25 protein-coding genes are annotated in these 23,538 nt (G+C 60.0%); 12 read left to right on the top strand and 13 right to left on the bottom strand.

Annotation, left to right across the window (positions count from 1 at the left end):
- Positions 1–20: 20 nt before the first annotated feature.
- Complete coding sequence (locus JFT66_RS00935; protein WP_198858607.1) at positions 21–2,330, bottom strand: hybrid sensor histidine kinase/response regulator; 2,310 nt, start codon at positions 2,328–2,330, stop codon at positions 21–23.
- Between the two features lie 164 nt (positions 2,331–2,494).
- Between JFT66_RS00935 and JFT66_RS00930 the strand changes: the two genes are divergently transcribed.
- The gene (locus JFT66_RS00930) at positions 2,495–3,385 is read left to right on the top strand and encodes an ATP-binding protein (protein WP_034118869.1); all 891 of its coding nucleotides are present in this window, start codon (positions 2,495–2,497) and stop codon (positions 3,383–3,385) included.
- The gene (locus JFT66_RS00925; RefSeq protein ID WP_034118870.1) at positions 3,382–3,864 is read left to right on the top strand and encodes a GAF domain-containing protein; all 483 of its coding nucleotides are present in this window, start codon (positions 3,382–3,384) and stop codon (positions 3,862–3,864) included. Before JFT66_RS00930 ends, JFT66_RS00925 begins: the two co-directional genes overlap by 4 nt.
- 69 nt (positions 3,865–3,933) lie before the next feature.
- On the opposite strand, the gene JFT66_RS00920 is transcribed toward JFT66_RS00925, so the two are convergent.
- From JFT66_RS00920 to JFT66_RS00880, 8 genes are all read right to left on the bottom strand, one after another.
- A complete protein-coding gene (locus JFT66_RS00920) occupies positions 3,934–7,569 on the bottom strand; it encodes a transporter substrate-binding domain-containing protein (RefSeq protein WP_198858606.1) in 3,636 nt (1,211 codons plus the stop codon).
- 8 nt (positions 7,570–7,577) lie between these two features.
- Positions 7,578–8,204: a response regulator transcription factor gene (locus JFT66_RS00915; protein WP_034118872.1), complete on the bottom strand. Its 627-nt coding sequence runs from the start codon at positions 8,202–8,204 to the stop codon at positions 7,578–7,580.
- Positions 8,205–8,453: 249 nt separating this feature from the next.
- Complete coding sequence (locus tag JFT66_RS00910) at positions 8,454–8,855, bottom strand: response regulator (RefSeq protein ID WP_153870589.1); 402 nt, start codon at positions 8,853–8,855, stop codon at positions 8,454–8,456.
- 167 nt (positions 8,856–9,022) lie between these two features.
- The gene (locus JFT66_RS00905; protein ID WP_034118874.1) at positions 9,023–10,354 is read right to left on the bottom strand and encodes a deoxyguanosinetriphosphate triphosphohydrolase; all 1,332 of its coding nucleotides are present in this window, start codon (positions 10,352–10,354) and stop codon (positions 9,023–9,025) included.
- A 164-nt stretch (positions 10,355–10,518) separates the two neighbouring features.
- On the bottom strand, positions 10,519–10,860 hold the full coding sequence (locus tag JFT66_RS00900) for a hypothetical protein (protein ID WP_153870590.1): 342 nt from the start codon (positions 10,858–10,860) through the stop codon (positions 10,519–10,521).
- Complete coding sequence (locus tag JFT66_RS00895; RefSeq protein ID WP_034118876.1) at positions 10,857–11,243, bottom strand: phage holin family protein; 387 nt, start codon at positions 11,241–11,243, stop codon at positions 10,857–10,859. The genes JFT66_RS00900 and JFT66_RS00895 overlap by 4 nt, the downstream gene beginning before the upstream one ends.
- A 2-nt stretch (positions 11,244–11,245) precedes the next feature.
- Positions 11,246–11,560 (bottom strand): DUF883 family protein, encoded by a 315-nt coding sequence (locus JFT66_RS00890; protein WP_034118877.1) that lies wholly within the window; start codon positions 11,558–11,560, stop codon positions 11,246–11,248.
- A gap of 325 nt (positions 11,561–11,885) precedes the next feature.
- The gene (locus JFT66_RS00880; protein WP_153837809.1) at positions 11,886–13,622 is read right to left on the bottom strand and encodes a cation:proton antiporter; all 1,737 of its coding nucleotides are present in this window, start codon (positions 13,620–13,622) and stop codon (positions 11,886–11,888) included.
- Positions 13,623–13,776: 154 nt separating this feature from the next.
- Between JFT66_RS00880 and JFT66_RS00875 the strand changes: the two genes are divergently transcribed.
- The 3 genes from JFT66_RS00875 to JFT66_RS00865 all read left to right on the top strand — a co-directional run bounded on the left by JFT66_RS00875 (position 13,777) and on the right by JFT66_RS00865 (position 15,383).
- On the top strand, positions 13,777–14,013 hold the full coding sequence (locus tag JFT66_RS00875; protein ID WP_198858605.1) for a glutaredoxin family protein: 237 nt from the start codon (positions 13,777–13,779) through the stop codon (positions 14,011–14,013).
- Positions 14,014–14,087: 74 nt separating this feature from the next.
- Complete coding sequence (locus JFT66_RS00870) at positions 14,088–14,423, top strand: hypothetical protein (RefSeq protein ID WP_003189932.1); 336 nt, start codon at positions 14,088–14,090, stop codon at positions 14,421–14,423.
- A 69-nt stretch (positions 14,424–14,492) separates the two neighbouring features.
- Positions 14,493–15,383, top strand: coding sequence for a pseudouridine synthase (locus JFT66_RS00865; protein WP_198858604.1), 891 nt, complete (start codon positions 14,493–14,495; stop codon positions 15,381–15,383).
- Positions 15,384–15,437: 54 nt separating this feature from the next.
- Here the strand turns inward: JFT66_RS00865 and JFT66_RS00860 are convergent, their stop codons facing one another.
- Entirely contained in the window at positions 15,438–15,659 is a 222-nt protein-coding gene (locus tag JFT66_RS00860) for a YgdI/YgdR family lipoprotein (protein ID WP_005786486.1), read from the bottom strand.
- A 79-nt stretch (positions 15,660–15,738) separates the two neighbouring features.
- A complete protein-coding gene (gene mobA, locus JFT66_RS00855) occupies positions 15,739–16,341 on the bottom strand; it encodes a molybdenum cofactor guanylyltransferase MobA (RefSeq protein ID WP_034118882.1) in 603 nt (200 codons plus the stop codon).
- Positions 16,342–16,417: 76 nt separating this feature from the next.
- Here mobA and moaB point away from each other — a divergent pair, with 76 nt between their 5' ends.
- Positions 16,418–16,957, top strand: coding sequence for a molybdenum cofactor biosynthesis protein B (gene moaB / locus JFT66_RS00850; protein WP_034118883.1), 540 nt, complete (start codon positions 16,418–16,420; stop codon positions 16,955–16,957).
- Complete coding sequence (locus JFT66_RS00845) at positions 16,941–18,167, top strand: molybdopterin molybdotransferase MoeA (RefSeq protein ID WP_198858603.1); 1,227 nt, start codon at positions 16,941–16,943, stop codon at positions 18,165–18,167. Before moaB ends, JFT66_RS00845 begins: the two co-directional genes overlap by 17 nt.
- A gap of 485 nt (positions 18,168–18,652) precedes the next feature.
- Here JFT66_RS00845 and JFT66_RS00840 read toward each other — a convergent pair whose 3' ends face one another.
- Together JFT66_RS00840 and fliK are read right to left on the bottom strand one after the other, a co-directional pair.
- Positions 18,653–18,982, bottom strand: coding sequence for an EscU/YscU/HrcU family type III secretion system export apparatus switch protein (locus tag JFT66_RS00840; protein ID WP_034118885.1), 330 nt, complete (start codon positions 18,980–18,982; stop codon positions 18,653–18,655).
- Positions 18,979–20,556: a flagellar hook-length control protein FliK gene (gene fliK / locus JFT66_RS00835; RefSeq protein WP_198858602.1), complete on the bottom strand. Its 1,578-nt coding sequence runs from the start codon at positions 20,554–20,556 to the stop codon at positions 18,979–18,981. The genes JFT66_RS00840 and fliK overlap by 4 nt, the downstream gene beginning before the upstream one ends.
- A 200-nt stretch (positions 20,557–20,756) precedes the next feature.
- Here fliK and ccmA point away from each other — a divergent pair, with 200 nt between their 5' ends.
- From ccmA to ccmE, 5 genes are all read left to right on the top strand, one after another.
- Positions 20,757–21,392 carry a cytochrome c biogenesis heme-transporting ATPase CcmA gene (ccmA, locus tag JFT66_RS00830; protein ID WP_034118887.1) on the top strand — a complete coding sequence of 212 codons (636 nt, stop codon included), beginning with the start codon at positions 20,757–20,759 and terminating at the stop codon, positions 21,390–21,392.
- Positions 21,389–22,057 (top strand): heme exporter protein CcmB, encoded by a 669-nt coding sequence (gene ccmB, locus JFT66_RS00825; protein WP_003172769.1) that lies wholly within the window; start codon positions 21,389–21,391, stop codon positions 22,055–22,057. Before ccmA ends, ccmB begins: the two co-directional genes overlap by 4 nt.
- An 88-nt stretch (positions 22,058–22,145) precedes the next feature.
- Positions 22,146–22,901 carry a heme ABC transporter permease gene (locus tag JFT66_RS00820; protein ID WP_153837810.1) on the top strand — a complete coding sequence of 252 codons (756 nt, stop codon included), beginning with the start codon at positions 22,146–22,148 and terminating at the stop codon, positions 22,899–22,901.
- Complete coding sequence (gene ccmD, locus JFT66_RS00815) at positions 22,898–23,074, top strand: heme exporter protein CcmD (protein ID WP_003172771.1); 177 nt, start codon at positions 22,898–22,900, stop codon at positions 23,072–23,074. The genes JFT66_RS00820 and ccmD overlap by 4 nt, the downstream gene beginning before the upstream one ends.
- A complete protein-coding gene (ccmE, locus tag JFT66_RS00810) occupies positions 23,071–23,538 on the top strand; it encodes a cytochrome c maturation protein CcmE (RefSeq protein WP_034118890.1) in 468 nt (155 codons plus the stop codon). The genes ccmD and ccmE overlap by 4 nt, the downstream gene beginning before the upstream one ends.

Genomic DNA, 23,538 nt, shown 5'->3' with positions numbered 1-23,538 from the left:
GAATGTATTGCGGTGACGGATCACAGGCTTGTCGTGGTCGGTACCCACAGTTGCAGCAGGGCGTTGAGTTCTTCACGGCGAAAAGGCTTGGCCAGGTAATCGTTCATCCCCGCCGCCCGGCAACGTTCGCGCTCTTCGGAGAGCGCGTTGGCGGTCAACGCGACAATGGGCAGATCCGGCCAGCGCCCACTGCGGCGAATTTGCCGGCTGGCTTCGTAGCCATCCATCACTGGCATGTTGCAGTCCATCAACACCATATCGAAGCGCTGGTCCTCAAGCAGCTTGAGCGCTTCGCCGCCATGGGCGGCCACGATGACCTCACAGCCGAGCTTACTGAGCATACCCTTGGCTACCAGCTGATTGACCGCGTTGTCCTCCACCAACAGGATGCGTGCCCGATGAGCAAGCGGCGCGGCTTCCATCTGGATCGGGTCGAGGATCGGTGGCGTGTCGGTACGCAGGTTGCGCTGAAGTATCTGGTACAGCGCGTTACGGCTTAAGGGGCGTGCTTGCTGCTGCAGTGGCGCCAGGGCGGCCACCTCTTCGCTGGGCATGAAGTTGCCGTAGGCAGTGATCAGCAAAATTGGCGCGCTGATGCCGGGACGCAAGCGGAACAGGCATTCCGGGCAGTCGGTGATCAACAGGTCGGGAGCCAGTGCGCTCAAATCATCGTCTTGGGAGTAGCAGCTTGGCGTCAGCCCCCAAGAGGGCAGTAGGGTGGTGAGCAGCTCTGTCAACCCACCACCGGCGCTGGTGATGGCAATCACTTCGCCTGTGAGTGGTGTGTGGCGGTTGGCAGGCAAATGTGTGGGCAGCGGCAGGTCGGCGCAGAACTGGCTGCCAAATCCCACCTCTGAGCTGATACTCAAGCGGCCTTGCATGGCTTCGCACAAGTTGTGGGTCAACGCCAACCCCAACCCCGTGCCGCCAAATTGACGCGTGATGCCAGCACCCGCCTGGGTGAACGGCTGGAAGATCTTCACCTGGGCTTCCTGGGCGATGCCGATGCCGGTGTCACACACCTCAATCTTGACCCAGCCTTCACGGGCACGCAGGCGCACGTCGACCCGACCGAAGCGGGTGAACTTCAAGGCATTGGAGAGCAAATTACTGACAATCTGCCGCACGCGGGTCGGGTCACCGACGACTTGGGCGGGAAATTGCGGGTCGATCAGGCAGGTCAGTTCGACACTCGGCGCGGCGTTCTGCGATAGCAGGTTGGCAGTGTCCTCTACCAGTGAACCAAGATCGAACGGGATATGTTCCAGTTCCAGTTGGCCGGCGTCAAACTTGGACAGGTCGAGAATATCGTTGAGCAATTCGACCAACACTTTGCCTGAATCATGGGCGATGGACAGTTGCTGGCGCTGTTCGGCGTTCAGCGGGCTGTCCAGCGACAGTGCGATCATCCCCAACAGCCCATTGAGCGGCGTGCGGATTTCATGGCTCATATTGGCCAGGAACGCGGCCCGCGCCTGAGCCATGCCCAGTGCGGTCTTCTTTGCCGCCTCCAGTTCATCGTTGGACTGGCTCAAACGCTGGTTGCTGGCCTTGAGTTCAAGAGTGCGTGCGGAAACGATATTTTCCAGTTGGCCCAAGTATTCCGTAAGGCGATCTTCGGCATGGCGCCGTTGCTGGATTTCGGTTTCCATGTTTTCGAACTGCTGATTGGCGACGTTGACCAACACGCCGATTTCATCGTGTTCATGCCCCGGTGGGCAATCCAGGCGCGCCTGTCTGCGTGTACTCAGCTCCCGGATGATGCGCACCAGCGGTTGAGTGAGCATCACGTAGAACAAGCCTAGTAATATTCCGGTCAAAAGCAGGCTGCGGACGAAACCGTTGAGCAGGGTGATCTCGGCACGGTGCAGGAAACGGCCGCCAAAGGCGTAGGTATCGACGTCGAGGCGCAGCACGCCGAGGGATTCGTCGGGCATATGGCTGAGGTACAGCCGGTCCTCGAACTGACGGTTGGCACCAAACAGAAAGTCGCTGACGGGCCGATAGTTACTTTCCTTGCGTGGTCGGTTGACGTCGGCCAGGACTACGCCATTGTTGTCGACTAACTGTGCGCGGGTGATGGCCGGCGAGTGCAGCAGGCCCAGGGTCAGTTCCTGGGCGAGTTCGGCGTCGATGTTGTAGGCGATGCGCGAGGCTGGGTTATGGCTGATTTCGATCAGTGAGCGTATTTCACGGTTGATGGAAGCGTCTTCACTGGCATAATCAATACCGATTTGGATCAGGCTGAGCAAGGTTCCCAAGACGAAACCGACCAGCACAGTCAATCTGGCTTGTTTATAAGACAAGCGGTGGGCGAACTTGATATCCATCGAGTGTTGAACCACTTCACGTTTCCCTTCGCCCGGCAAGCATAGCTGAACATCCACAAGCTCCAGCGTGCCCGGCATGAATCATTTTTTGATGCAGCCCCATGTGGTCTGCCGCAGGGTTGCCAATACGCCATCTTTTACAAGAACTTGCCAGAGGATTAGATGTGGATGCTCGATTGAATGCGTTTCTTGAACGCGCCGATGCGGTGCTGGCTCGCCTGGAACCCTTGTTACCTGCCCCGCGCCAAGCCATCGACTGGAACCAGTGCCTGGCCGCCCGTTGGCAGCGTGAAGGCCGCAGTGGCTTTCTGTTACCACTGGACGTGAGCCTGGATATGCGCCTGTCGGACCTGATCGGTGTCGATAAACAGCGTGAACAGTTGGCGCGCAACACCCAGCAGTTCCTCGATGGCTTGCCCGCCAACCATGCGCTCTTGTGGGGCTCGCGTGGCACCGGCAAATCATCCATGGTACGCGCGTTGCTCGCCCAGCACGCCAAGGCGGGTCTGCGCTTGATCGAAATCGAACGTGATCACCTGGCCGACCTGCCTCGAGTGGTCGAGCAACTGATCAAGCTGCCGCAGCGGTTCATTTTGTTTTGCGATGACCTATCGTTCGAGGCTGGCGAAGGCGACTATCGGGTGCTCAAGAGCGTGCTGGACGGCTCCCTCGAGCAGGCGCCGGAAAATGTGCTGTTGTACGCCACGTCCAACCGCCGTCACCTGGTGCCGGAAAACCAGAGTGACAACGACAATTGGAAGCGTGTGGATGGCGAGTTGCACCCGAGCGAAGCGGTAGAAGACAAGATTGCCTTGTCAGACCGTTTTGGCTTGTGGCTGTCGTTCTATCCGTTTTCCCAGGAACATTTCCTGGATGTGGTTGAACACTGGATCGGCGAACTGGCCAGCAAGGCCGGCTTGCAGTGGCAGCGCGATGAACAGCTTGATGTGCTCGCGGTGCGTTGGGCCACTGGGCGCGGCAACCGCAATGGCCGTTGTGCCTATCAGTTCGCCCGTTACTGGGTGGGTCTTAAATTGCTGGAACGTCAACCATGATTGATTTACAACAGGCCGGCAGCGGCCTCGACGGCTATGCCATGCTGTGCGCGCAACTGGAGTCGTTGCTGGCCGATGAGCGGGATTTTATTGCCAACAGTGCGCAGTTCTCCGCGTTCCTGTTCAATCAGCTGGATGACCTGAATTGGGCAGGCTTCTACCTCAATCGCAATGAAGAACTGGTGCTTGGGCCATTCCAGGGGCAGATCGCCTGTGTGCGAATCCCATTCGGTCGTGGCGTGTGTGGTGCCGCTGCGGCATCACGGCAAACCCAGCGCGTGGACGATGTGCACGCGTTCCCGGGGCATATCGCCTGCGACAGTGCCTCGAACAGTGAATTGGTGGTGCCATTGGTCAAGGATGGCCGCTTGATTGGCGTCCTCGACCTCGACAGCCCGCTGTTGGCGCGTTTTACACCTCAGGATCAGGTAGGAATCGAACGACTGGCAGGCATATTCCTGCGGTTGACCGATTGCTGAACCTGTCGGGTTTAATGCAGGCCTTGCAGGAGCGAGCGCGCTCGCTCCTGCAGCAGTTCACCTTGGCGCTTATCGGCTTTCCAGCTCACCCAGTTGGACCTGCAGCATTCTCTCCAATTCCAGCATGAGTTTTTCCAAAGCCTTGATACCGGATTCGACTGTCGGCCAATCCTCAGTGTGGGAACAGGCTTGCTCCAATGCTTCGCATTGCCCTGCCAATGAATGAGCCTGGACGATACGGGCCGCGCCCTTGATTTTGTGGGCTTGCTCAATAACGTCCGTGAGCGGTGCCTGACGATTGAGCAGCTCGACGAGTACCTGACGGTCGTTACGGCTGCTGCTCAGTAGCTCCTCGAGCAAGCGGCGACTCAAGTTCGGGTCACCACCGGTCAGAGCCTCCAGGCATTCGAGGTCCAGTCGTTGATGTGCAGCTTCAGGGGCAATTTGCGCCAGTTGGCGCTCCAATACGGTAAGGCTGATGGGCTTGAACAGGCAGTCATCCATGCCGGCCTGTACGCACCGTTGCCTCTCCTCCGGCTGGGCGTTGGCGGTAAAACCGAGCACAACACAGGGCGCCAATTGTTCACGTTGCTCATACTCGCGGATTGAACGGCTCAGCTCATAGCCGTTCATGATGGGCATGTTGCAATCGGCGATCACCAGGTCGAAATGCTCTTTGCGCCAAGCCTGGAAGCCTGCCGCGCCGTGCTCGGCAGCAGTGAATTGATGCCCGAGATAGCCCAGTTGCTGGCACATCAGCAGGCGGTTCGCCGGGTGATCGTCCACCACCAGTACGTTAAGCACCGGTGCAGCAGCCGGCGTTTCGGGCTTGTGTTCGCTCACCGCCGTGAGCGCCTGCAGGCGGGGCATCCTCAGGTTGACGTGCACCTCGGTTCCCACCATGGGCACGCTGCTCAGGCTCAGTTGGCCGCCCATCATTGCGCAGAGGCTGCGGCAGATCACCAGCCCCAACCCAGCGCCACTCCTGGCCAGGTGCCCGGAATTGTCCGCCTGGGCAAAGGGTTCGAACAGGCGCCGTTGGTCCTTCCTGCTGATGCCGATGCCTGTGTCCTCCACCACCAGTTTCAGCTCGATCTGCTCGGGTGCCTGGGTAGGCTGTATCTCCACTTTGATCTTCACCTGCCCCTGTTCGGTGAACTTGATCGCGTTGCTCACAAGGTTCGATAGCACTTGCTTGAAGCGCAGAGGGTCGATCAGCACCTCGATATCGTTCAGGTCTGGCTTGAACTCCAGCAGCAGGCTGAGGGTTTTCTGGCGCGCAAGACCGTCGAAGACGCGCACCACCGACTCAATCACCTCCCGCAGGTTGACCCGCTCCGGGGCCAGGCTGAGACGACCGGATTCAATACGTGCGATGTCGAGGATGTCGCCGATCAGCTCCAGCAGATCCTTGGCCGAGTTGTACGCCACTTCGATGGCGGGGCGGTCGAGATGCCCCTGGTCGGCGCGCTTGAGTGTCAGTTCGAGCATGCCGATCACGGCGTTCATCGGCGTGCGAATCTCATGGCTCATGGTGGCAAGGAAAGTACTTTTGGCGCGGTTGGCCTCGTCGGCGCGTTCCTTGGCGGCGCGTAGCTCATCAAACAACTGGCGCCGGTCACTGATGTCGATCCAGCCACCGATGACGCCCTGGACTTCACCGGTAGAGTCGCGGTAGGGCAGGATCCAGTGGTAGATGGTCAGCTTCTTCTCATGGATATGCAGGGTGCGATCCAGGATCAGTGGGTTGCCCTCGAGCACTACGCGCTGATAGTCGGCATGATACTGCGCCGCCTCTGACTCCAGGGCCATGCTCATCTGGATCACGCTTTTGCCGATCACGTCTTCGCGCTTGACGTCGAACACCTGAAGGTAGCTGTCGTTGCAGGTCTGTAGCAGGCCCTTGCGATCCCGCACGTAGATCGGGTGCGGGGTTTCATTGACCAGTGCACGCATGAACTCGAATTGGTCGTTGAGCGCGCGTTCGGCCATTTTGCGCTGATTGATCTGGCGGCGCATGTAGGCGTTCCAGGCCAAGGAAATCAATAGCAATAGCCCGGTACCGATGATGATCCGGGCTATCAATTGATGGTAGTTGCGCCAGTAGCTGTCGGAGGCGGCGGTGTAGCCACGCCAACGGCTGTTGATCACGCCCATTTCATCCGGGGCGATACTGAGCAGCGCCTTGTCGAGGATTGAACTCAGTTCTGTGGCGTGACGCGATGTGGCCAAGGTAAACGTTGCAGGGGTGGTGCCGATGCTGGCGCTCATTTGCAGCCTGTCCTGGAATACCTGGGAGGACAGGAAGTAGTTGGCGATCACCAACGTGTTCACGGCACCATCCACTTGCCCTTGTGCGAGTAACTCCGCGGCCCTGAACGTATCACTGGTTTCCACCAGATGAACTTGCGGGAAGTCCTTGCCCAAAGTTGCGGCCAAGGGATTGCCCTGGGTTATCGCCAGGCGTTTTCCTGCCATTTGCTCCATGTTTGAAGGCGCCCCAGGCTCTTTGCGTGTTAACAGGACGTAGGAGTTTTCCAGGTAGGGGCGGCTGAAATTCAGCTGTGGGTCTCTTTCGTTGCTCGGAACGATAGCCCCGATCATATCGACTTTCTGGGCGGCGACTTGATCGACCATCGCGTTGACATCACGCCCGCGCTGGATCGAAAAGCGCAGGCCGGTGCGCAGTCGAATCAACTCCAGGAGGTCGGCGGTAATGCCGCGAAAGTTGCCGTCTGCATCGAAGAAAGTGAGTGGCGCGAAGGTTTCGTTGACGATGACCGTTACCACCGGGTGCTCGTTGAGCCAGCGCTCTTCGCGGTGGGTCAGTTGCAGTTTCTTATCGGTCAGCAGGATATCGCTGCCGGCGCTCCAGCGCTTGGCGATGCTGTCCCGCTCATTGATGGGCACGGCTGCCAGGACTGCATCGACAAGGCTCAACAGGATTCGGTTGTCTTGACGCATGGCGAAGCTGAAACCATAAGCCTCATGCTTGCCGAAGTTGGCCATGCGAATGTTTTTGAGATAACCCTTGTTGATCATGTAATGGGTGGAAATGGTGTCGCCGAGAAACACATCTGCCTGGTCGAAGGCCACCGCATTCAAGGCATTCTGATACGACGGATAGGCGCGGATCGTTGCCTTGGGATAGAGCTTCTCTACCTCATTGAGCGGCAGGTAATGATAAACAAGGCTCAGGCGCAGCCCATCAAGGCCGTCGTTGAGGCTACGGGTTTCGCTCTCGCGGGTGACCAGTACTGGCTGGTCGACCGCGTAGGGCTCGGAGAGGATAAGATTGGGCTTTGCAGCCTCAAAGCCGTTGGATGAGCCCAGCAAGTCGATTTCCCCGGCTTCCAGGGCTCGAATGGCAGCCGCCCGGGAGGGGTAGCGCATCACGTTGACCGGCAGGGAGAGCGCTTTGGCCAGCAGTCCCGCGTAGTCAGCAGTGAGCCCCTCATAATCGTGGCCGCTCGAAGTCAGGTCGAAGGGCGGGTAGTCAGGTGCGGAGGTACCCAGCACCAGTTCGCGTTTGTTCTGCAGCCACTGGCGCTGAGCCTTGTCAAAATGAGTGCCGAGTTGGACGGCTCCCGCACGACTCAGTAAGGTGAAGCGTTCCGGGTTTGTTTGATGCTCTGCAAGCACGGTCGTGCTGAAGTACAAACCGGCACTCAATATAATTAGATAGTCCTTTATACGCCTGGGCATCCGCTTTCTCACACTAACGCGTTTCGTTTTGCCATCTCGATGAGTTCTACCAAGGATTTGGCTTTGAGTTTCTGCATTAGCCGCTTTTTATAAGTGCTGACCGTTTTGTTGCTTAAAAACATGCCTTTGGCTATCTCCTTGTTAGTGCGCCCTTGTGCAAAAAGTTGCAAGACCATCAGCTCCCGGTCGTTGACTGTTTTGAATAGTTCCAGCTCTTGCACGTCCATGCCTTCCGTTCCGGGACCAATCAAGGCCTGGCTGGGGAAGTAGTTGTAGCCGGACAGGACTGCGCGGATGGCGCTCAGCAACTCGCTCAGGTCGCCCTCCTTGCACACATAGCCTTCGGCCCCCGAGCGCATGCACCGCGTGGCAAACAGAGTGGGGCATTGGGCCGTGAGCACCAGGGTTTTCATGGAGGTGTTCATGGCGTTGAATCGGCAGAGCACCTCGAGTCCGTCAAGTTTCGGGATGCTGATGTCCAGAATCACCAGGTCTGGAAGGCATTCGCGGACCATCTGTATGGCATCACACCCATTGTCTGTTTCGCCGACCACTTTGTAACCTTCGTGCTCCAACAACATTCGAATGGCAAGCCGGATAACTGGGTGGTCATCGATAATAAAAACTGAGTTCATAATCACATTCCGTGCAGATACAAATAAAGCGGGCACATTAGCTCAGAAGGTGAGGGCGCAGCATGGAGCTCACGAGGAGTAGATGCAAAACAGGAAAGTTCCTACGTTTAATAAGGTATCGGCCTACAAGTTGTTAGGTAATCGTGACAGGGCGTGTGAAGGGTTTGAAGGCGATAGTGGCAAGAAGCGAAGCCTGGGTATTTATGGCGGGCCTCGTAGCGTTTTTCGTTGAAGGTAATGTTTAAAATCCTACATAAATGGGTTAACAGTTAATCGGATTAACTTTTCAAGCTCATCTCTGTTCAAAGGTTTTGATAAATAGCCAAGGAGTGGAAGGCGTCGTTGCAAGGCTTGTTTCGTCAGGTTGACCAGTTCCCTGCTGGGTAACCCGCTTAACAGAATGGCGTTGGTTATGAAGCGCTGGCGACTGGCGATGTCCACGAGTTCAAGTCCGGGCAGGTCAGGCAGGCACTGATCACATAGCATCAGGTCGAAGGGAAATTCGGACTGGCTCATTGTACGTATGGCCTGCTCGGCGTTTTCCACTGGCGTCAGTTGGTGGAAGCCGAAGCTTTTGAGCAAACATTGGGTGGCCAGGAGTTGAAAAGGGTGATCCTCCACCAAAAGAATACGAAGAGAGTATCTGGGCATAGAGAGTACACAGTGAGGCAAGCGTCGATGGGGGAGTAGGAATTGCTCGGTTGGTCTGTTAGGAGCGTGCGTGATTATTCTTCGGGTGCTTGTACGAATTCGATCAGGCCGCTCTGTTCCCATCGTAGGGCTATTCGCTTCAGGGAACAGGTGGCTTGATCGAGTCGTTATTGAGGGCTGGAGCGCCCGGTCATTTCACGGGCCATTTCGGTAGCGTAGCTGTCGGTCATGCCGGCGATGAAGTCGATCATCCGCAGGAACGAGGCGTGCAACGGCCAGGCCGGATCCGGTGCGCTATTGCCCAGCAAGTCGAGAATGCGGCGGTTCTTGAACGATGGCGTGCGCCCGCCATGTTGCTCCAGGGCCGCGCCGCAGAATGCGTTCAGGAGGATTTCCAACGTGGTGTAGGCACCGATTTCATGCAGGGTCTTGCGCTTGTCCTGGAAGATTTTATTGCGTGCCATGTCCTTCGCATCCAGCACACAGCGTTTTGCCGGGCCGTGCATGTGCTCGACCAGGTCACCAGGCAGCGTGCCGGCGAGCAGGGCGTCCTGCTGTTCAACAAATGCTCGCGCCGCCGCATTGGTCAGGTGCTCGATGGCTTTGCCGCGCAGGATCGCCAGCTTGCGCCGCCGCGAGTCCAGCGGACCCAATTGCCGGTACGTCTGCGGCAGGTCATCGCCCACCAGGTCGAGCAGCAGCGACTCGACTTCGGCGTATCCCAGCAAGTCCATTTCCAGGCCGTCTTCCAGGTCGATCAGCGCGTAGCAGATGTCATCGGCCGCCTCCATCAGGTACACGAGCGGATGACGGGCCCAGCGTTGCTCCTCCAACTGAGGCAGGCCGAGCTTGTGGGCGATCTGCTCAAGAATCGGCAACTCGCTCTGGTAACAGCCGAACTTGTGTTTCTTGTAGCCCAGCGAGTCGGCGTGGCGGGCGGTCCAGGGGTACTTGAGATAAGTGCCCAAGGTCGCGTAGGTCAGCCGCGTGCCGCCGTCGAACTGATGGTATTCGAGCTGGGTCAGCACCCGAAAGCCCTGGGCATTGCCTTCGAAGTTGAGGAAATCATTGCGTTCAGCGCTGCTCATGTCGTCCAGCCAGCCGCGTCCGGCAGCCTGTTGGAACCAGTGGCGAATGGCATCTTCGCCGGAGTGCCCGAACGGAGGGTTGCCGATGTCATGGGCCAGGCAGGCCGATTGCACCACCATGCCCAGGTCGCTTGGATCGCACCAGTCGGGCAGGGCGCTGCGCAGGGTTTCGCCCACGCGCATGCCAAGAGAGCGCCCAACGCAACTGACTTCCAGCGAGTGCGTCAGGCGCGTGTGGATATGGTCGTTGCTCGATACCGGATGCACTTGGGTCTTGCGCCCCAGGCGCCGGAACGCGCCGGAGAAGATAATGCGGTCGTGGTCTTTATGGAATGGGCTGCGGCCCAGTTCTTCCGGGCTGTGCAGGGGCTTACCAAGACGTTCGCGGGTCAGCAGGGTGGGCCAATCCAAGGCGGGTACTCTCCGTACGGTGAATGACAGTTCCAGCTTCCCGGTTCAGCCTTGGCGGAGCAAGCGAATCCAGCGGTCGGCCGCGTCCTTATCAATTAACAGGCAGCGCAAAAAACCGCAACAACCAGGAATTATCTGGTCATTACGGTCATTGACTCCCGGGGTCAGCTTTTGCGCGAAGCGCCTTGCATCGCCAACTTGATCAGCGGGATCAAACCGGCTCCCAGCCGCACCAGGCGCGTCACGCTGCTGATACTGCCGCCCTTGGCGCCCTTGCCGGTAAAGAAACCCATCAGCGTCACCGCCGCCACGCCCCACAGCGGCGCGTGCTTGATGCCCAGGCTGTCTTGCCAGTTATGGCGCATATTGCGCATTTTTTGCAGCGGCGCCATCAGTTGCTGGGACTCATGACGGATTTCCTGGCGGTGCATTTCCATGCGCAGGCGGATCAGCGCCTTGCGCATTTCCCGGCGGGAGGTGTTTTGCGGGATCTCGGTCATGCTCATGGCAGCAGGCGCTCCCGGTCGTTGGCCAGCTCTTCGAGCGTGGCGTGGAAGGGCGTGGACTCATCGAATATCGCCGCTTTCAAGCGCAGCCCGCAGAATGCTGCGGCCAGGACATAAAAAACGCACAGGCTGATGATACCGGTCAGGCGGTAAGTATCCCACACCAGGATCATCACCAGGGCCGATAACCCCACCAACAACAGTAGGGCAAACACCAACGCCAGGCCGGCAAACAGCAGCAGGCTGACGGTGCGTGACTTCTGTTCCTGCAATTCAATGCCAAACAACTCGACGTGGCTGTGCAGCAAGCCCAACACGGCCGCACCCAGACGTCGGGAGGTAGAGCTAGAGCTCGTGGACGAGCCGGTTTCGCCGATAGACATGATTAGCGCCTTGTAGCCAGCAGGCCGATCAAAAAGCCCACGCCAGCAGCAATACCGACCGACTGCCAAGGGTTTGCTTGTACGTAGTCTTCAGTGGCAGTAATGGCTGCCTGGCCGCGCTCACGCAGCGAGTCTTCGGTCAATTGCAAGGTCTCGCGAGCCTTGAGCAGGCTCTCGTGGATCTTGGTGCGCAGCTCGTCTGCCTGGTCGCCGGCCAGCACAGCGGTGTCGTCCAGCAACCTTTCGGTGTCACTGACCAGGGCTTGAAAATCCGCCATCAGTATCTCTTGCGCAGTTTTTGCTGTTTTACCGGCCATGGTTATCTCCGTGTGTGGCTGATCTGTACGTGTGGTTTCGAGTCGCGCGGTTCGCTGAAGGTTCATTGCAATTGTGTGGTACAGCTTTTGTATTGCCTTGGTGCGCAGGCCCGGGGCCTGTGCTGAATCCGGGCGGTCGAGGCGCGAGCCTTGAAAAACCTTACCCTAAATAACTCAAACTCGCGGAAAAACCCTGTCGGTAACGGCCCGTTGTGTTGATCGCTGCGCTAAAGCGGTTCACGTCCTCTGAAGAAGGGCGGGCTGCGCCTGAGCCAGCAAGAGGAGTATTACGGTGCGGACCTGTCGATCCACAGGATCGGTGCGGTCAGTCAGGATTGATCGGCGCTTCTTCCTGAGCGTTCGGGTGCGAGTAAAAACCGTGCAGCAGGCGATAGCGGTTCTGTCGCACTTCATCGACCCGCGCTTGCACCTGTTGCTCCGGCAGGCCCAGCAGGATCAGCGCGTGGGAAGCGAGCATCAGGCTTGACTCCAGCAACTCGGGCACCACTTCGCTGGCGCCCGCGGCCTTGAGCTCAGCCAACTGGCTGTCATCGCGGGTGCGCACCAGGATCGGCACCTCAGGGTTGATCCGCCGCGCCTCTTTGAGCACCACCAGGGCCACATCGCTGTTGTCCACTGCGATCACCACCAACCGCGCCCGCTCCAGGCCAACGGCACTCAGTAAGGCGCCACGGCGGCAGTCGCCGTAATGCACGCTGCTGTCCTCGGTGGCGGCTTCCTGTACCCGTTCCGGGTCGTCATCCAGGGCGATGAACGCCTGGTGTTCCCGGCGTAAAAAACGCCCGATGGACTGGCCCACCCGGCCATAACCGCAAATCACCGCGTGCCCATGCAGTTGGGCGTTGAGCGCGGTGATTTGCTCCAGTTGTACCTGCTGGTTTGGCTTGCGGTGCAGGCGCAGGGCAATGGCCGGCGCGGCGCGCAACAGCAACGGCGTCAACAGCATCGAACAGAACGTGGCAGCCAGCAGCAGGCCGTTGAACTCATCCGGAATCAGCCGGCTCTGCTGCATCTGCGCCATCAACGCAAAACAGAACTCGCCACCCTGGGCCAGGGCCAGGCCGCTGCGCCAGGCGGTTTCAATGTCGCTGCCACGCAGCTTGACGAGCACGGCGACCACGCAGCCTTTGACCAGCATCAGCGTGAGGGTCAGGCCAAGGATCAACAGGCTGTGGCTGACGAACAACTGCAGGTTGATCAACATCCCAATGCTGACAAAAAACAGCCCCAGCAGGATGTCGCGAAACGGCCGGATATCCGCTTCGATCTGGTGGCGGTAATGACTTTCGCCCAGCAACATGCCGGCCAGGAACGCGCCAAGGGCAGGGGACAGGCCGAGCAGGTGGGTGAGCCAGGCGGTGAGCAACACAATCACCAGCGCCAGCAAGACAAACAACTCCGCCGAATGTGACGCGGCGACTTCATGGAACAACCGCGGCAGTAACCACCGGCTGGCGAACAACAGGCCCACGAACAACACCACGGTCTTGCCCAGGGTCAGCGGCAGCGCCCAGTACCAGGCCTGGTCGCTGCTGCCGGCAAACACGGGCACCAGCGTCAGCAGCAATACCGCCACCACGTCCTGGAACAGCAGTACGCCAATCGCATTCTGGCCGTGGCTGCTGAAGATCTCACCGAGGCTGGTCAACTCCTTGCTGACGATGGCGGTGGAAGACAACGCCAACCCTGCGCCAAGCAACAGCGCGATGCCCGGCGCCAGGCCAAAGCCCATCAATAGGCCGCCCAGCAGCGCCCCGCAGCCCAGCACCTGCAAACTGCCCAGGCCAAAGACCACGCGGCGCAGGGCGAACATTTTCGACAGGGAAAATTCCAGGCCCAGGGAAAATAGCAGGAACACCACGCCCATCTCGGCCAGATCTGGCAGGTCTTCGTTGTCGTTCACCCAGTCCAGGGCCGTCGGGCCCACCGCCAGGCCCACGCACAGGTAACCCAGCACGGGCGGCAGTTGCAGCCGGCGAAACAGCGCAATCACCACCAGGGATGAGGCCAGAATGATCAGCAGGTTGGCAAACACAGGCATCTCCGTTGCAGGGTGAGCGGGCAAAAAAGCCGCGAGAATCGCTGAATCAGTTATAGGCCATGGTGATCTGGGTCAGGTGTTTTGTGGGAGATGGGATTTCATGTGGCGAGCGGGTTTAGAATGGTGGCCTGTTTACTGACCGGGTTCTTTCGTCATGTCTCCTGAATGCCAGTTGTTCGGCACCCTGGGTTGCCATCTTTGTGAAGTCGCGGAAAAGGTCCTCATGCCGTTGGTCGAACATGGTCTGATGGTGGAGTTGATCGATATCACCGATCCAGAAGACCTGACCGACGCCTACGGCCTAAGGATTCCGGTGCTGCGGCGGGTGGACACGGGGGCGGAACTGGATTGGCCATTCGACGCTGATCAGGTTGTCGCCTTCCTGCGCTGATATTTATGCGATGGCGGGTTTCCAAATATTACGTTACTGTATATTCGTACAGCGATTGAATAGAGGGAACGCCCGTGGTGAATGTTGAACAACTGAAAAGCAGCGTCAATCGCATGTCCGCCGATGTCGTGCGCGACGCGGTGAACGAGCTGCGCCTCGATGGCCTGGTCACGGAAGGCAAGACGCCGTTTAACAAGGTGCATTTCAACACCTGCTTTGCAGAAATCGAGGCGCTGTTCCAGCGCGCCGGTTATCACAAGCAACTGGATGTGGTGGGTTATCAGGGCTTGCTCTACGCGCTCTATGATCCGGGCCGTTGGGAAGCGGTGGACGTATTGCGCTGGCTCAAGGAGTTCACCGAGGCCGCGAGCGCTTCGCCGGTCCTGCGGGCGCAATTGGCCAAGGCTTGAGATAGGCCCTAGGCAATCGCGCGCCATGCGGGATAATGCCCGCCTGTTTCCCAGGCTTTGAGCATCTGCATGTCCAGTTCCGGTTTTTCTCCCGCCCAGCACCAAGCCAGCACCTTGTACCTGCCCCCCGGTCCTTGGGCAACGGTGCTCGATTGCCTGTGCGAGCACTTCCCGGCCATCGGCCGAGAACAGTGGCTGGACCGGATTGCCCGGGGGCGAGTGCTGGATATCAATGGCAGCCCGATCAGCCTGGACCTCGCCTACAAGGAAGGCTTGTGCATCTATTACTTTCGCGAAGTGCCCAACGAGAAAGTGATCCCGGCGCAGGAAACCATCCTGTACGCCGATGAGCATTTGGTCGTGGCGGACAAGCCGCACTTCCTGCCGGTCACGCCCGCTGGCGAGTACGTCGAGCAAACACTGTTACGGCGCCTGATCCGGCATTTGGATAACCCCGCCCTGGTGCCTCTGCACCGCATCGATCGGCATACGGCGGGGCTGGTGCTGTTCTCGGCCAACCCACAAAGCCGCTCGGCGTACCAGCAGCTGTTTCCTACGCGGCGTATCGACAAATTTTACGAAGCCATCGCCCCGGCCCTGCCGAACCTGACCTTTCCGCTGGTGCACAAAAGTCGCCTGGTGGATGGCGAGCCGTTCTTTCGCATGCAAGAAGGGCCGGGTACCAGCAACACCGAAACGGCCGTGGAAGTGCGAGAGAAGAACGGCGATTTATGGCGCTATGGCCTGTTCCCGGTGACCGGCAAGAAGCACCAGTTGCGCGTGCACATGACTGCGCTCGGCGCGAGCATCTGCAATGACCCGTTCTATCCCGAGGTGATCAAGGACGCCGAGGATGACTACGCCAACCCGCTCAAGTTGCTGGCCCAGGGCGTACGTTTTATCGACCCGGTGAGCGGTGAAGAACGCAGCTTTCGCAGCAAGATCACCCTCGATTGGTAAACGCCAGAAACAACAAGGCCCGCGCTAGGCGGGCCTTGTGTGCAAGCGTAAGGCTTACAGGTCTTTAACGGTGCGAACCTGATCTTTGTTGATGCGGGTGCGCTTGCCGTCAAGCTGTTGGAATTCGTAGAAACCCGAATCTTCGTCAAATTTCGGGGTGTCGACAGCCTGGATTTCGCGACCGTCATTCAGGGTGATCACTGTTGGCGAGGCGCAACCGGCGAGGGTGGCGAGGCCCAGTGCAAGCATGAGAGCGGCGATGGTCCGTTGAGTCATGAGTTTGTCTCCGAGAGAATACTTTTAAATTGCTGACCTTGTGACGTATGGGACGTCGGCAAAGTTCCTTGTGCAAGGCTCATTCTGACACGCCAGCCCGTGGGTGCAACAGCTCGGGCGTATTAAGATTGGCCAGGCGCGGGTCATTGGCCGGGCATTGCAGGGCTACACCCCCCAGTTGCAGCAAGATATTGCGCGGGCTGCGCTCACCCGCTTGCCAGGCCTGTTCCACCTGGGCTTTCAGGCGGGTCGGGATGATGCACAGCAAGGGTTCCCAGAACTCGCCTTGGCGCACCATGACCGGCAACTGCGGATTTCGTTGGGCGGTCCCACGTAAATCGGCAAGCAGTCGCTCATCAATTTGTGGCACATCGCACGGCAGGATCAGCAGATGCTCATGGCGTGCGGCGAGCAATCCCGCGCGTATCCCGGCAAGCGGGCCGGGGAAGTCCAGGTTGTCATCGCTCACCAGTTGGTCGGCATAGGGCGCATAGCACTCATGGTTGCGATTGCACGAGATGATCAGGTCATCTGTAAGCGGCCGGGCCAGCTGTTGCAGGTGCGCGATTAAGGGCTGGCCCTGCCATTGCAGCAACCCTTTGTCCTGGCCACCCATGCGTTGGCCGCGACCACCGGCCAACAACAGGATCGAACAAGGCAAAGGTGAAGATTCAAGAGACATGGCGGTTCCGCTGCGGCAGGTAAAGAGGGGCCTGTGATATAACATCGGGCTGTTCCTTCGACAACCGGACCGTGCCATGAAAGCCAAGGCCGATGCGCCCTTCGTACCCCTGAATATTGCTGTATTGACCGTCAGCGACACCCGCACCCTGGACACCGACACTTCCGGCCAGGTCTTCGTCGACCGCCTGGTTGCCGCTGGCCACAACCTTGCCGAGCGGGTGCTGCTCAAGGACGACCTCTACAAGATCCGCGCCCAGGTTGCCCACTGGATCGCCGAAGACGTGGTGCAAGTGGTGTTGATCACCGGCGGCACCGGCTTCACCGGTCGCGACAGCACCCCTGAAGCTGTGAGCTGCCTGCTCGACAAACAGGTCGACGGTTTTGGCGAGCTGTTCCGCCAGATCTCCGTGGCCGATATCGGTACCTCCACCGTGCAATCCCGCGCCCTGGCCGGCCTGGCCAATGGCACGCTGGTGTGCTGCCTGCCAGGTTCCACCAATGCCGTACGCACGGGTTGGGACGGCATCCTCGCCGAGCAACTGGATAACCGCCATCGCCCGTGCAACTTCGTCCCGCACCTGAAACAGGCCGAGCCTTGTGAATCCCGTGGATAAGCCAGGCAAGACCGGCGCACTGATGCCGGTGGAAGAGGCCTTGCAGCGTTTGCTGGCCATGGCCGAAGCCGCGCCGATCCGCGAGCCGCAGGCACTGCCCTTGGCTGAGTGCGACGGCCGGGTCCTGGCCCAGGATCTGATCTCGACGCTTGACCTGCCACCCTGGCCCAACAGCGCCATGGATGGCTATGCCGTGCGCCTGGCGGATTGGACCGGCGAACCGCTGGTGGTGAGCCAGCGCATTTTCGCGGGTCAGGCGCCTGAGCCTTTGGCTGCGGGCACCTGCGCACGCATCTTCACCGGCGCGCCGGTGCCCCAAGGCGCGGACTGCGTGGAAATGCAGGAAAACGCGGTGGTGCATACCGACCAGCGTGTGAGTTTCACCGAGCCGTTGAAGGTGGGTGACAACATCCGCCCCCAAGGACAGGAAACGACGGTGGGTGAATGCGTACTCAGTGCCGGAACCCGCCTGGGGCCTATCGAGCTGGGCCTGGCTGCGTCCCTCGGGCGTGATCGGCTCGACGTGGTACGCCGCGTGCGGGTGGCGGTGTTGTCGACTGGCGATGAGCTGATCGAGCCGGGGTTGCCGCTGGGGCCGGGGCAGATCTACAACAGCAACCGCCGCGTGCTGTGCAGCTGGCTGGCGCGCATGGGCTGTGAAGTGATCGATGCCGGGATTCTGCCGGATGACCTGGAGCAGACCCGCACGCGCCTGGCGGGCCTGGGCAGCGTCGACCTGATCCTGTCTACCGGCGGTGTGTCGGTGGGCGAAGCGGACTTCCTCGGCATTGCCTTGCGTGCAGAGGGCGAGCTGGCGCTGTGGAAACTGGCGATCAAGCCGGGCAAGCCGCTGACGTTCGGGCATTTCCGTGGCGTGCCGGTGATCGGCCTGCCAGGTAACCCGGCCTCGACCCTGGTGACCTTTGCGCTGTTGGCGCGCCCGTATTTGCTGCGCCGCCAAGGTGTGGTGGATGTGCAGCCGCTGCGTTTCGACGTGCCGGCAGGGTTCGCCTGGCCCAAGCCGGGCAACCGCCGCGAATATCTGCGTGGGCGTATCGAGCAGGGCAAGGCGATTATCTATCGCAACCAGAGCTCCGGGGTGCTGCGTAGTGCGGCGTGGGCGGAAGGGTTTGTGGAGGTGGTGGAAGGCACGACGCTGGATATCGGTGATCGGGTCAATTTCATTCCCTTGAGTGAAGTCTTGAACTGAACACAGATCGAAAATGTGGGAGGGAAATTTCTCCGTTTCCACTATTGATGCCAGATTATGAATTCAAGTCCGACAGGCTGCTAGGCTCGGTGTGCCCGTAATCCGACATGGATTTGGGGGGTAAACCGGCATCCCTGCCGGTTTACCCCCCAAATCAATATCGAATTCCGGCCAGCGTGGTTTAACGGGGCGCCTGAGATCAAGATCAAAAACACAGCAAGGCGGCCTGACAGCCGACCGATTCAGGTTGGCGATACTCGGTGCAAATGTGGGAGGGGGCTTGCTCCCGATGAGGGAGTATCAGTAAACACATCTGGGACTGACCCACCGCCATCGGGGGCAAGCCCCCTCCCACAGTTTGATCTTCACACATCAGGTAAATATCCACCTGCTTTTGCTGTGCTTTTGACGTGGCTTTTGATCTCAAACGCCCCGTCAAACCACGCTGGCCGGACGCAGGCTTGAATCCGTGGGCCTGTGACTACTCAGTAATCATCCCCACGCTCTGTGACATCCCGCTCCACCGGCCCCGCATCCGGGTCGTACCCCGCCGGGAACTTGCCTTTCAACGTCCATGCAAACGCAATGATCTCGGCAATCGTGCGGTACAACTCCTCCGGAATGCTGTCCCCCAGCTCCATGCGCGCCAGCAGCTTCACCAGTTCGGCGTTTTCATAGATCGGTACTTCGTTTTCCCGGGCCAGCTTGAGGATGGCTTCGGCCAAGGCGTCATCGCCCTTGGCGGCCAGGGTGGGCGCCTGTTGGCCGTCGTACTTGAGAGCAATAGCCTGGCGGGGAGGTGCGGCGTTCTTCATGCAGTTTCATCCACCCAGCGTTGTTCCAGTCCGGTTTTTGGCCCGCGTGGTGGGGTGCCCAGGTGGCAATCCAGGTCGCCGACGTTAAGTCCGGAGGACACCAGGCGCTCGCGCAGGCTGCCCAAGTGGCTTTCGATCAGGCTGGCCGTGAACGGGCGGCTCGCCCACAACTGGCTGGACAGTTTGCCCTGGGTCAGTTGCGCCTGGACTTGCAACGGCCCCAGCGGCTCCATATCGAAAGCCAGTTCAACGCGCCAGAGCATCTGTTTCGGGTCTTTTTTATCCCTGCGCTCGGGTTGCTCCTTGTCGGGTGCCGGTTCCTCGCGCTGGAACTTTACCTGCAACGGCACGATGTCCTGCAAGGTGCGCAGGGGGATTTCCAGCTGCCAGGTGGTTTGCAGGCGGCCGTCGGCGGTGGTGCCGGTCTGTTCCAGGCTCGACAGTTGATGGCTCTGCAAACGAGAGATCGCCCCGGCCGCCAGGCGCAGCAGGTTTTCCAGGTCGCCTTCACCTTCGAGTTTGGCCATCAGTCGCTCTGGCAGCGGGAAGCCGGCGGGTATCTGCCGGGCGCCGACCTGGCCGAGGGTGTTCAACGGGCTGCGGACAAAGTTCGGCAGCACCTGGGCCAGTGTATTCGCGGCGAGGATGGCGTTCAGGTTGGTACTCGTGGGCAGGCTGGGCAGCAGGTCCGCGACCAGGCGCAGCAGGGCGCCTTTCATATCCAGCGGTGGGATCTGTGGATTTTGCCCGGCGAGCAATTTGGCTTCCAAAAAGGCGCCGCTGTTCTGGATGACCTGCGCCAGCACCTTGGGATTGCTCACTTGTGCCAAATCGGGCAACGCCGCCAATAAACGCTCGGCAGCCGCCCGCAGGTCGGCGGAGGTACTGTCGCCACGGGGCAGGTTTTGCAAGGCGGTGAACACTGCATCCAGTGAGCCTTGGCGACTTTGCTGAGTGGCAAGCTGCTGGGCGACGGCCAGTTGGTCCTTCATCCCGCTCAATGGCACAAAACTCAGGGTCTGTGCGTTCTGCACCACGGCGCTGAGCAAGCTGCCGACCCGTAACGGTTGAGGGCTTTCCAGCGTCAGGGTGGCACCGGCCAGGGCGTTATTGAGCACGCTCACCAGCGAGCGATAGATCGCCGGCTGCGCCGTACCCTGGGGCAGCATCTGTGTGGTCAGCACCTTGGCTTGCAGCAGCGTGCCCACCGGCATTTGTGTGGTATCGAGGCGGGTGAGGGCGGCTACGTTGGCGCTCATGGCTTGCTGCAAGGTAATGGCCAGGTTGCCCGCAGGCGTCTGGCTCACCGCCACATTGCTGCCCAACGGCAAAGGCTGGGCGCTGCTGGCTTGCACCAAGGTCTGGCGGCCGCCCTCGAGGGTCAACTTGAGCAACAACTGAAAGGCCTCGCTGCCTTGTTTCAGCGCGATGACCTCGGCGTTTACGGTTTTTCCGGCACCAATCAACCCGGCCTGTGGCTCCAGGAGCTTGAGCAACTCGCCAGCCGCAGGCAGCGGGGCAGGCTTGAGCGCTGGGGCTGGAGGCAATGGAGGTAGGTTGATGTCACCGGTCATCGTGCGCGTCGTCTCTGGGGAAATTGCCCTCTTTAGAGTAGGGCATCGCATGTATAATGCCGCCCGTCTGCAAAGAGAGCGGTAAAAACCTCACAACTATTTGATCCAGCTCTCTAAAATCGGTCGCCAAAGTCGTTATTGTGCATCTCTCTATAACGGCCGCTGCACCGCCGACTTGAACCGTAAAGGCCCGCGATCTCTTGACCAGCCCTCTTCTTGAAGCCGTAGCGCTTGCCTGTGAACGTGACCTGCGCCTGTTGTTCGAGCAACTCGAACTGCGGCTGGCGGGCGGCGACATGGTGCAAATCAGCGGGCCCAACGGCAGCGGCAAGACCAGTTTGCTGCGCCTGCTGGCCGGTTTGATGCAGCCGACGGCCGGTGCTGTGCGGCTCAACGGCGAGCCTTTGCACGAACAACGTAGCGAGCTGGCGCGCAACCTGATCTGGATCGGCCACGCCGCCGGTATCAAGGACGTGCTCACTGCGGAAGAGAACCTCAGTTGGCTCAGCGCCCTGCATCATCCTGCTTCCCGCGACGCCATCTGGCAGGCCCTGGCCATGGTGGGCCTCAAGGGTTTTGAAGACGTTCCCTGCCATACCCTGTCCGCCGGCCAGCAGCGCCGCGTGGCCCTGGCGCGTTTGTACCTGCCCGGCCCGCCGCTGTGGATTCTCGACGAACCCTTCACCGCCCTCGACAAACAAGGTGTGGCCCAACTCGAAGAACACCTGGCCCAGCACTGCGAGAAAGGCGGCCTGGTGGTACTTACCACCCACCACACGCTGGCGCGCATGCCCGCGGGTTATCGCGAGCTGGATCTGGGGCGGTGGTCGCTGTGAGTGTGTTCGCGCTGTTGGTGGCCCGTGAGGCACGGCTGTTGTGCCGCCGCCCGGCCGAACTGGCCAACCCGCTGGTGTTCTTTGCGATTGTGATCGCGCTGTTCCCGCTGGCGGTCGGCCCGGAGACTAAACTGTTGCAAACCTTGTCCCCAGGACTGGTGTGGGTCGCAGCGCTTTTATCGGTCCTGCTCTCGCTGGACGGGCTGTTTCGCAGTGATTTCGAAGACGGTTCCCTGGAACAGTGGGTCCTTTCGTCGCACCCGCTGCCACTTCTGGTACTGGCCAAGGTGCTGGCACACTGGGCTTTTTCCGGTTTGGCGTTAGTCTTGCTCTCTCCGCTGCTGGCAATGATGTTGGGATTGCCCAGCGAATGCCTGCCGATCCTGTTGCTGAGCCTGTTGCTCGGCACGCCGGTCCTCAGCCTGCTGGGCGCGGTGGGCGCGGCGCTGACCGTTGGGTTGAAGCGCGGTGGCCTGTTGCTGGCCCTGCTGATTCTGCCTTTGTACATCCCGGTGTTGATCCTGGGCAGCGGCGCTTTGCAAGCCGCGCTCATGGGCATGCCGGCGACCGGTTACCTCTTGTGGCTTGGTAGCCTGACCGCCCTGGCGGTAACCCTGACACCCTTTGCTATAGCCGCCGGCCTGAAAATCAGCGTCGGTGAATAATGAGGTCTGGCCCGGCGTTAATGACGTTGAGTCAGTAAAGACCCTGAGCTTTTCGCCACGACGAAAAGCACCCGTGATGGAAACTGCAATGAACTGGACCTGGTTTCACAAGCTCGGCTCGCCCAAATGGTTTTATGGCATCAGTGGCAAGCTGCTGCCGTGGTTGAGCCTCTTCGCCGCAGTGCTGATCGGCATCGGCCTGGTCTGGGGCCTGGCCTTCGCGCCGCCGGACTACCAGCAAGGCAACAGCTTTCGCATTATCTACATCCATGTTCCCGCCGCGATGCTGGCCCAGTCCTGCTACGTGATGCTGGCGGTGTGCGGCATCGTCGGCCTGGTGTGGAAGATGAAGCTGGCCGACGTGGCCCTGCAATGCGCCGCGCCCATCGGCGCGTGGATGACCGCGGTGGCGCTGGTCACCGGTGCGATCTGGGGCAAGCCGACCTGGGGCTCGTGGTGGGTGTGGGACGCACGCCTGACGTCGATGCTGATCTTGCTGTTCCTGTACTTCGGCCTGATTGCCCTGGGCAACGCCATCAGCAACCGCGACAGCGCCGCCAAGGCCTGCGCGGTGCTGGCGATTGTCGGCGTGATCAATATCCCGATCATCAAATACTCGGTGGAGTGGTGGAACACCCTGCACCAGGGCGCCACTTTCACCCTCACCGAAAAACCGGCAATGCCCGTGGAAATGTGGGCGCCGCTGCTGCTGATGGTGCTGGGGTTCTACTGCTTCTTCGGTGCGGTGCTGCTGCTGCGCATGCGCCTTGAGGTGCTCAAGCGTGAAGCGCGCACCAGTTGGGTAAAAGCCGAAGTGCAAACCAGCCTGGGAGCGCGTGGATGAGCTTTGCTTCTTTCAGTGATTTTCTCGCCATGGGCCACCACGGCCTGTATGTCTGGACGGCCTATGGCATCTGCCTGGCGGTGCTGGCCCTCAACGTTGCCGCGCCGATCCTGGCCCGCAAGCGTTATCTGCAACAAGAGGCGCGACGTCTGCGCCGGGAGACCGAAAAGTGAATCCGCTGCGTAGAAAGCGTCTGTTGATCATCCTTGCCATCCTGGCCGGCGTCAGTATTGCCGTGGGCCTGGCGATGAGCGCCCTGCGGGAGAACATCAACCTGTTCTACACCCCGACCCAGATCGCCAATGGCGAAGCCCCGCTGGACACGCGCATCCGCGCCGGCGGCATGGTGGAGCAGGGCTCGTTGAAGCGTTCCGGCGACTCCCTGGACGTGACCTTCGTGGTCACCGATTTCAGCAAGTCCGTGACCATTACTTATCGCGGCATCCTCCCGGACCTGTTCCGCGAAGGCCAGGGCATCGTCGCCCTGGGCAAGCTCAACGCCGACGGCGTGGTGGTGGCTGACGAAGTGCTGGCCAAGCACGATGAGAAGTACATGCCGCCTGAGGTCACCAAAGCCTTGAAAGACAGCGGCCAATCCGCGCCTGGCGCAAATCCACAGCCTGCCAAGGAGGGCTAA

Source organism: Pseudomonas sp. MF6755 (genome assembly GCF_016405635.1).
Classification (GTDB): domain Bacteria; phylum Pseudomonadota; class Gammaproteobacteria; order Pseudomonadales; family Pseudomonadaceae; genus Aquipseudomonas; species Aquipseudomonas haemolytica.
This window is presented reverse-complemented; position numbering and strand designations above follow the sequence as displayed.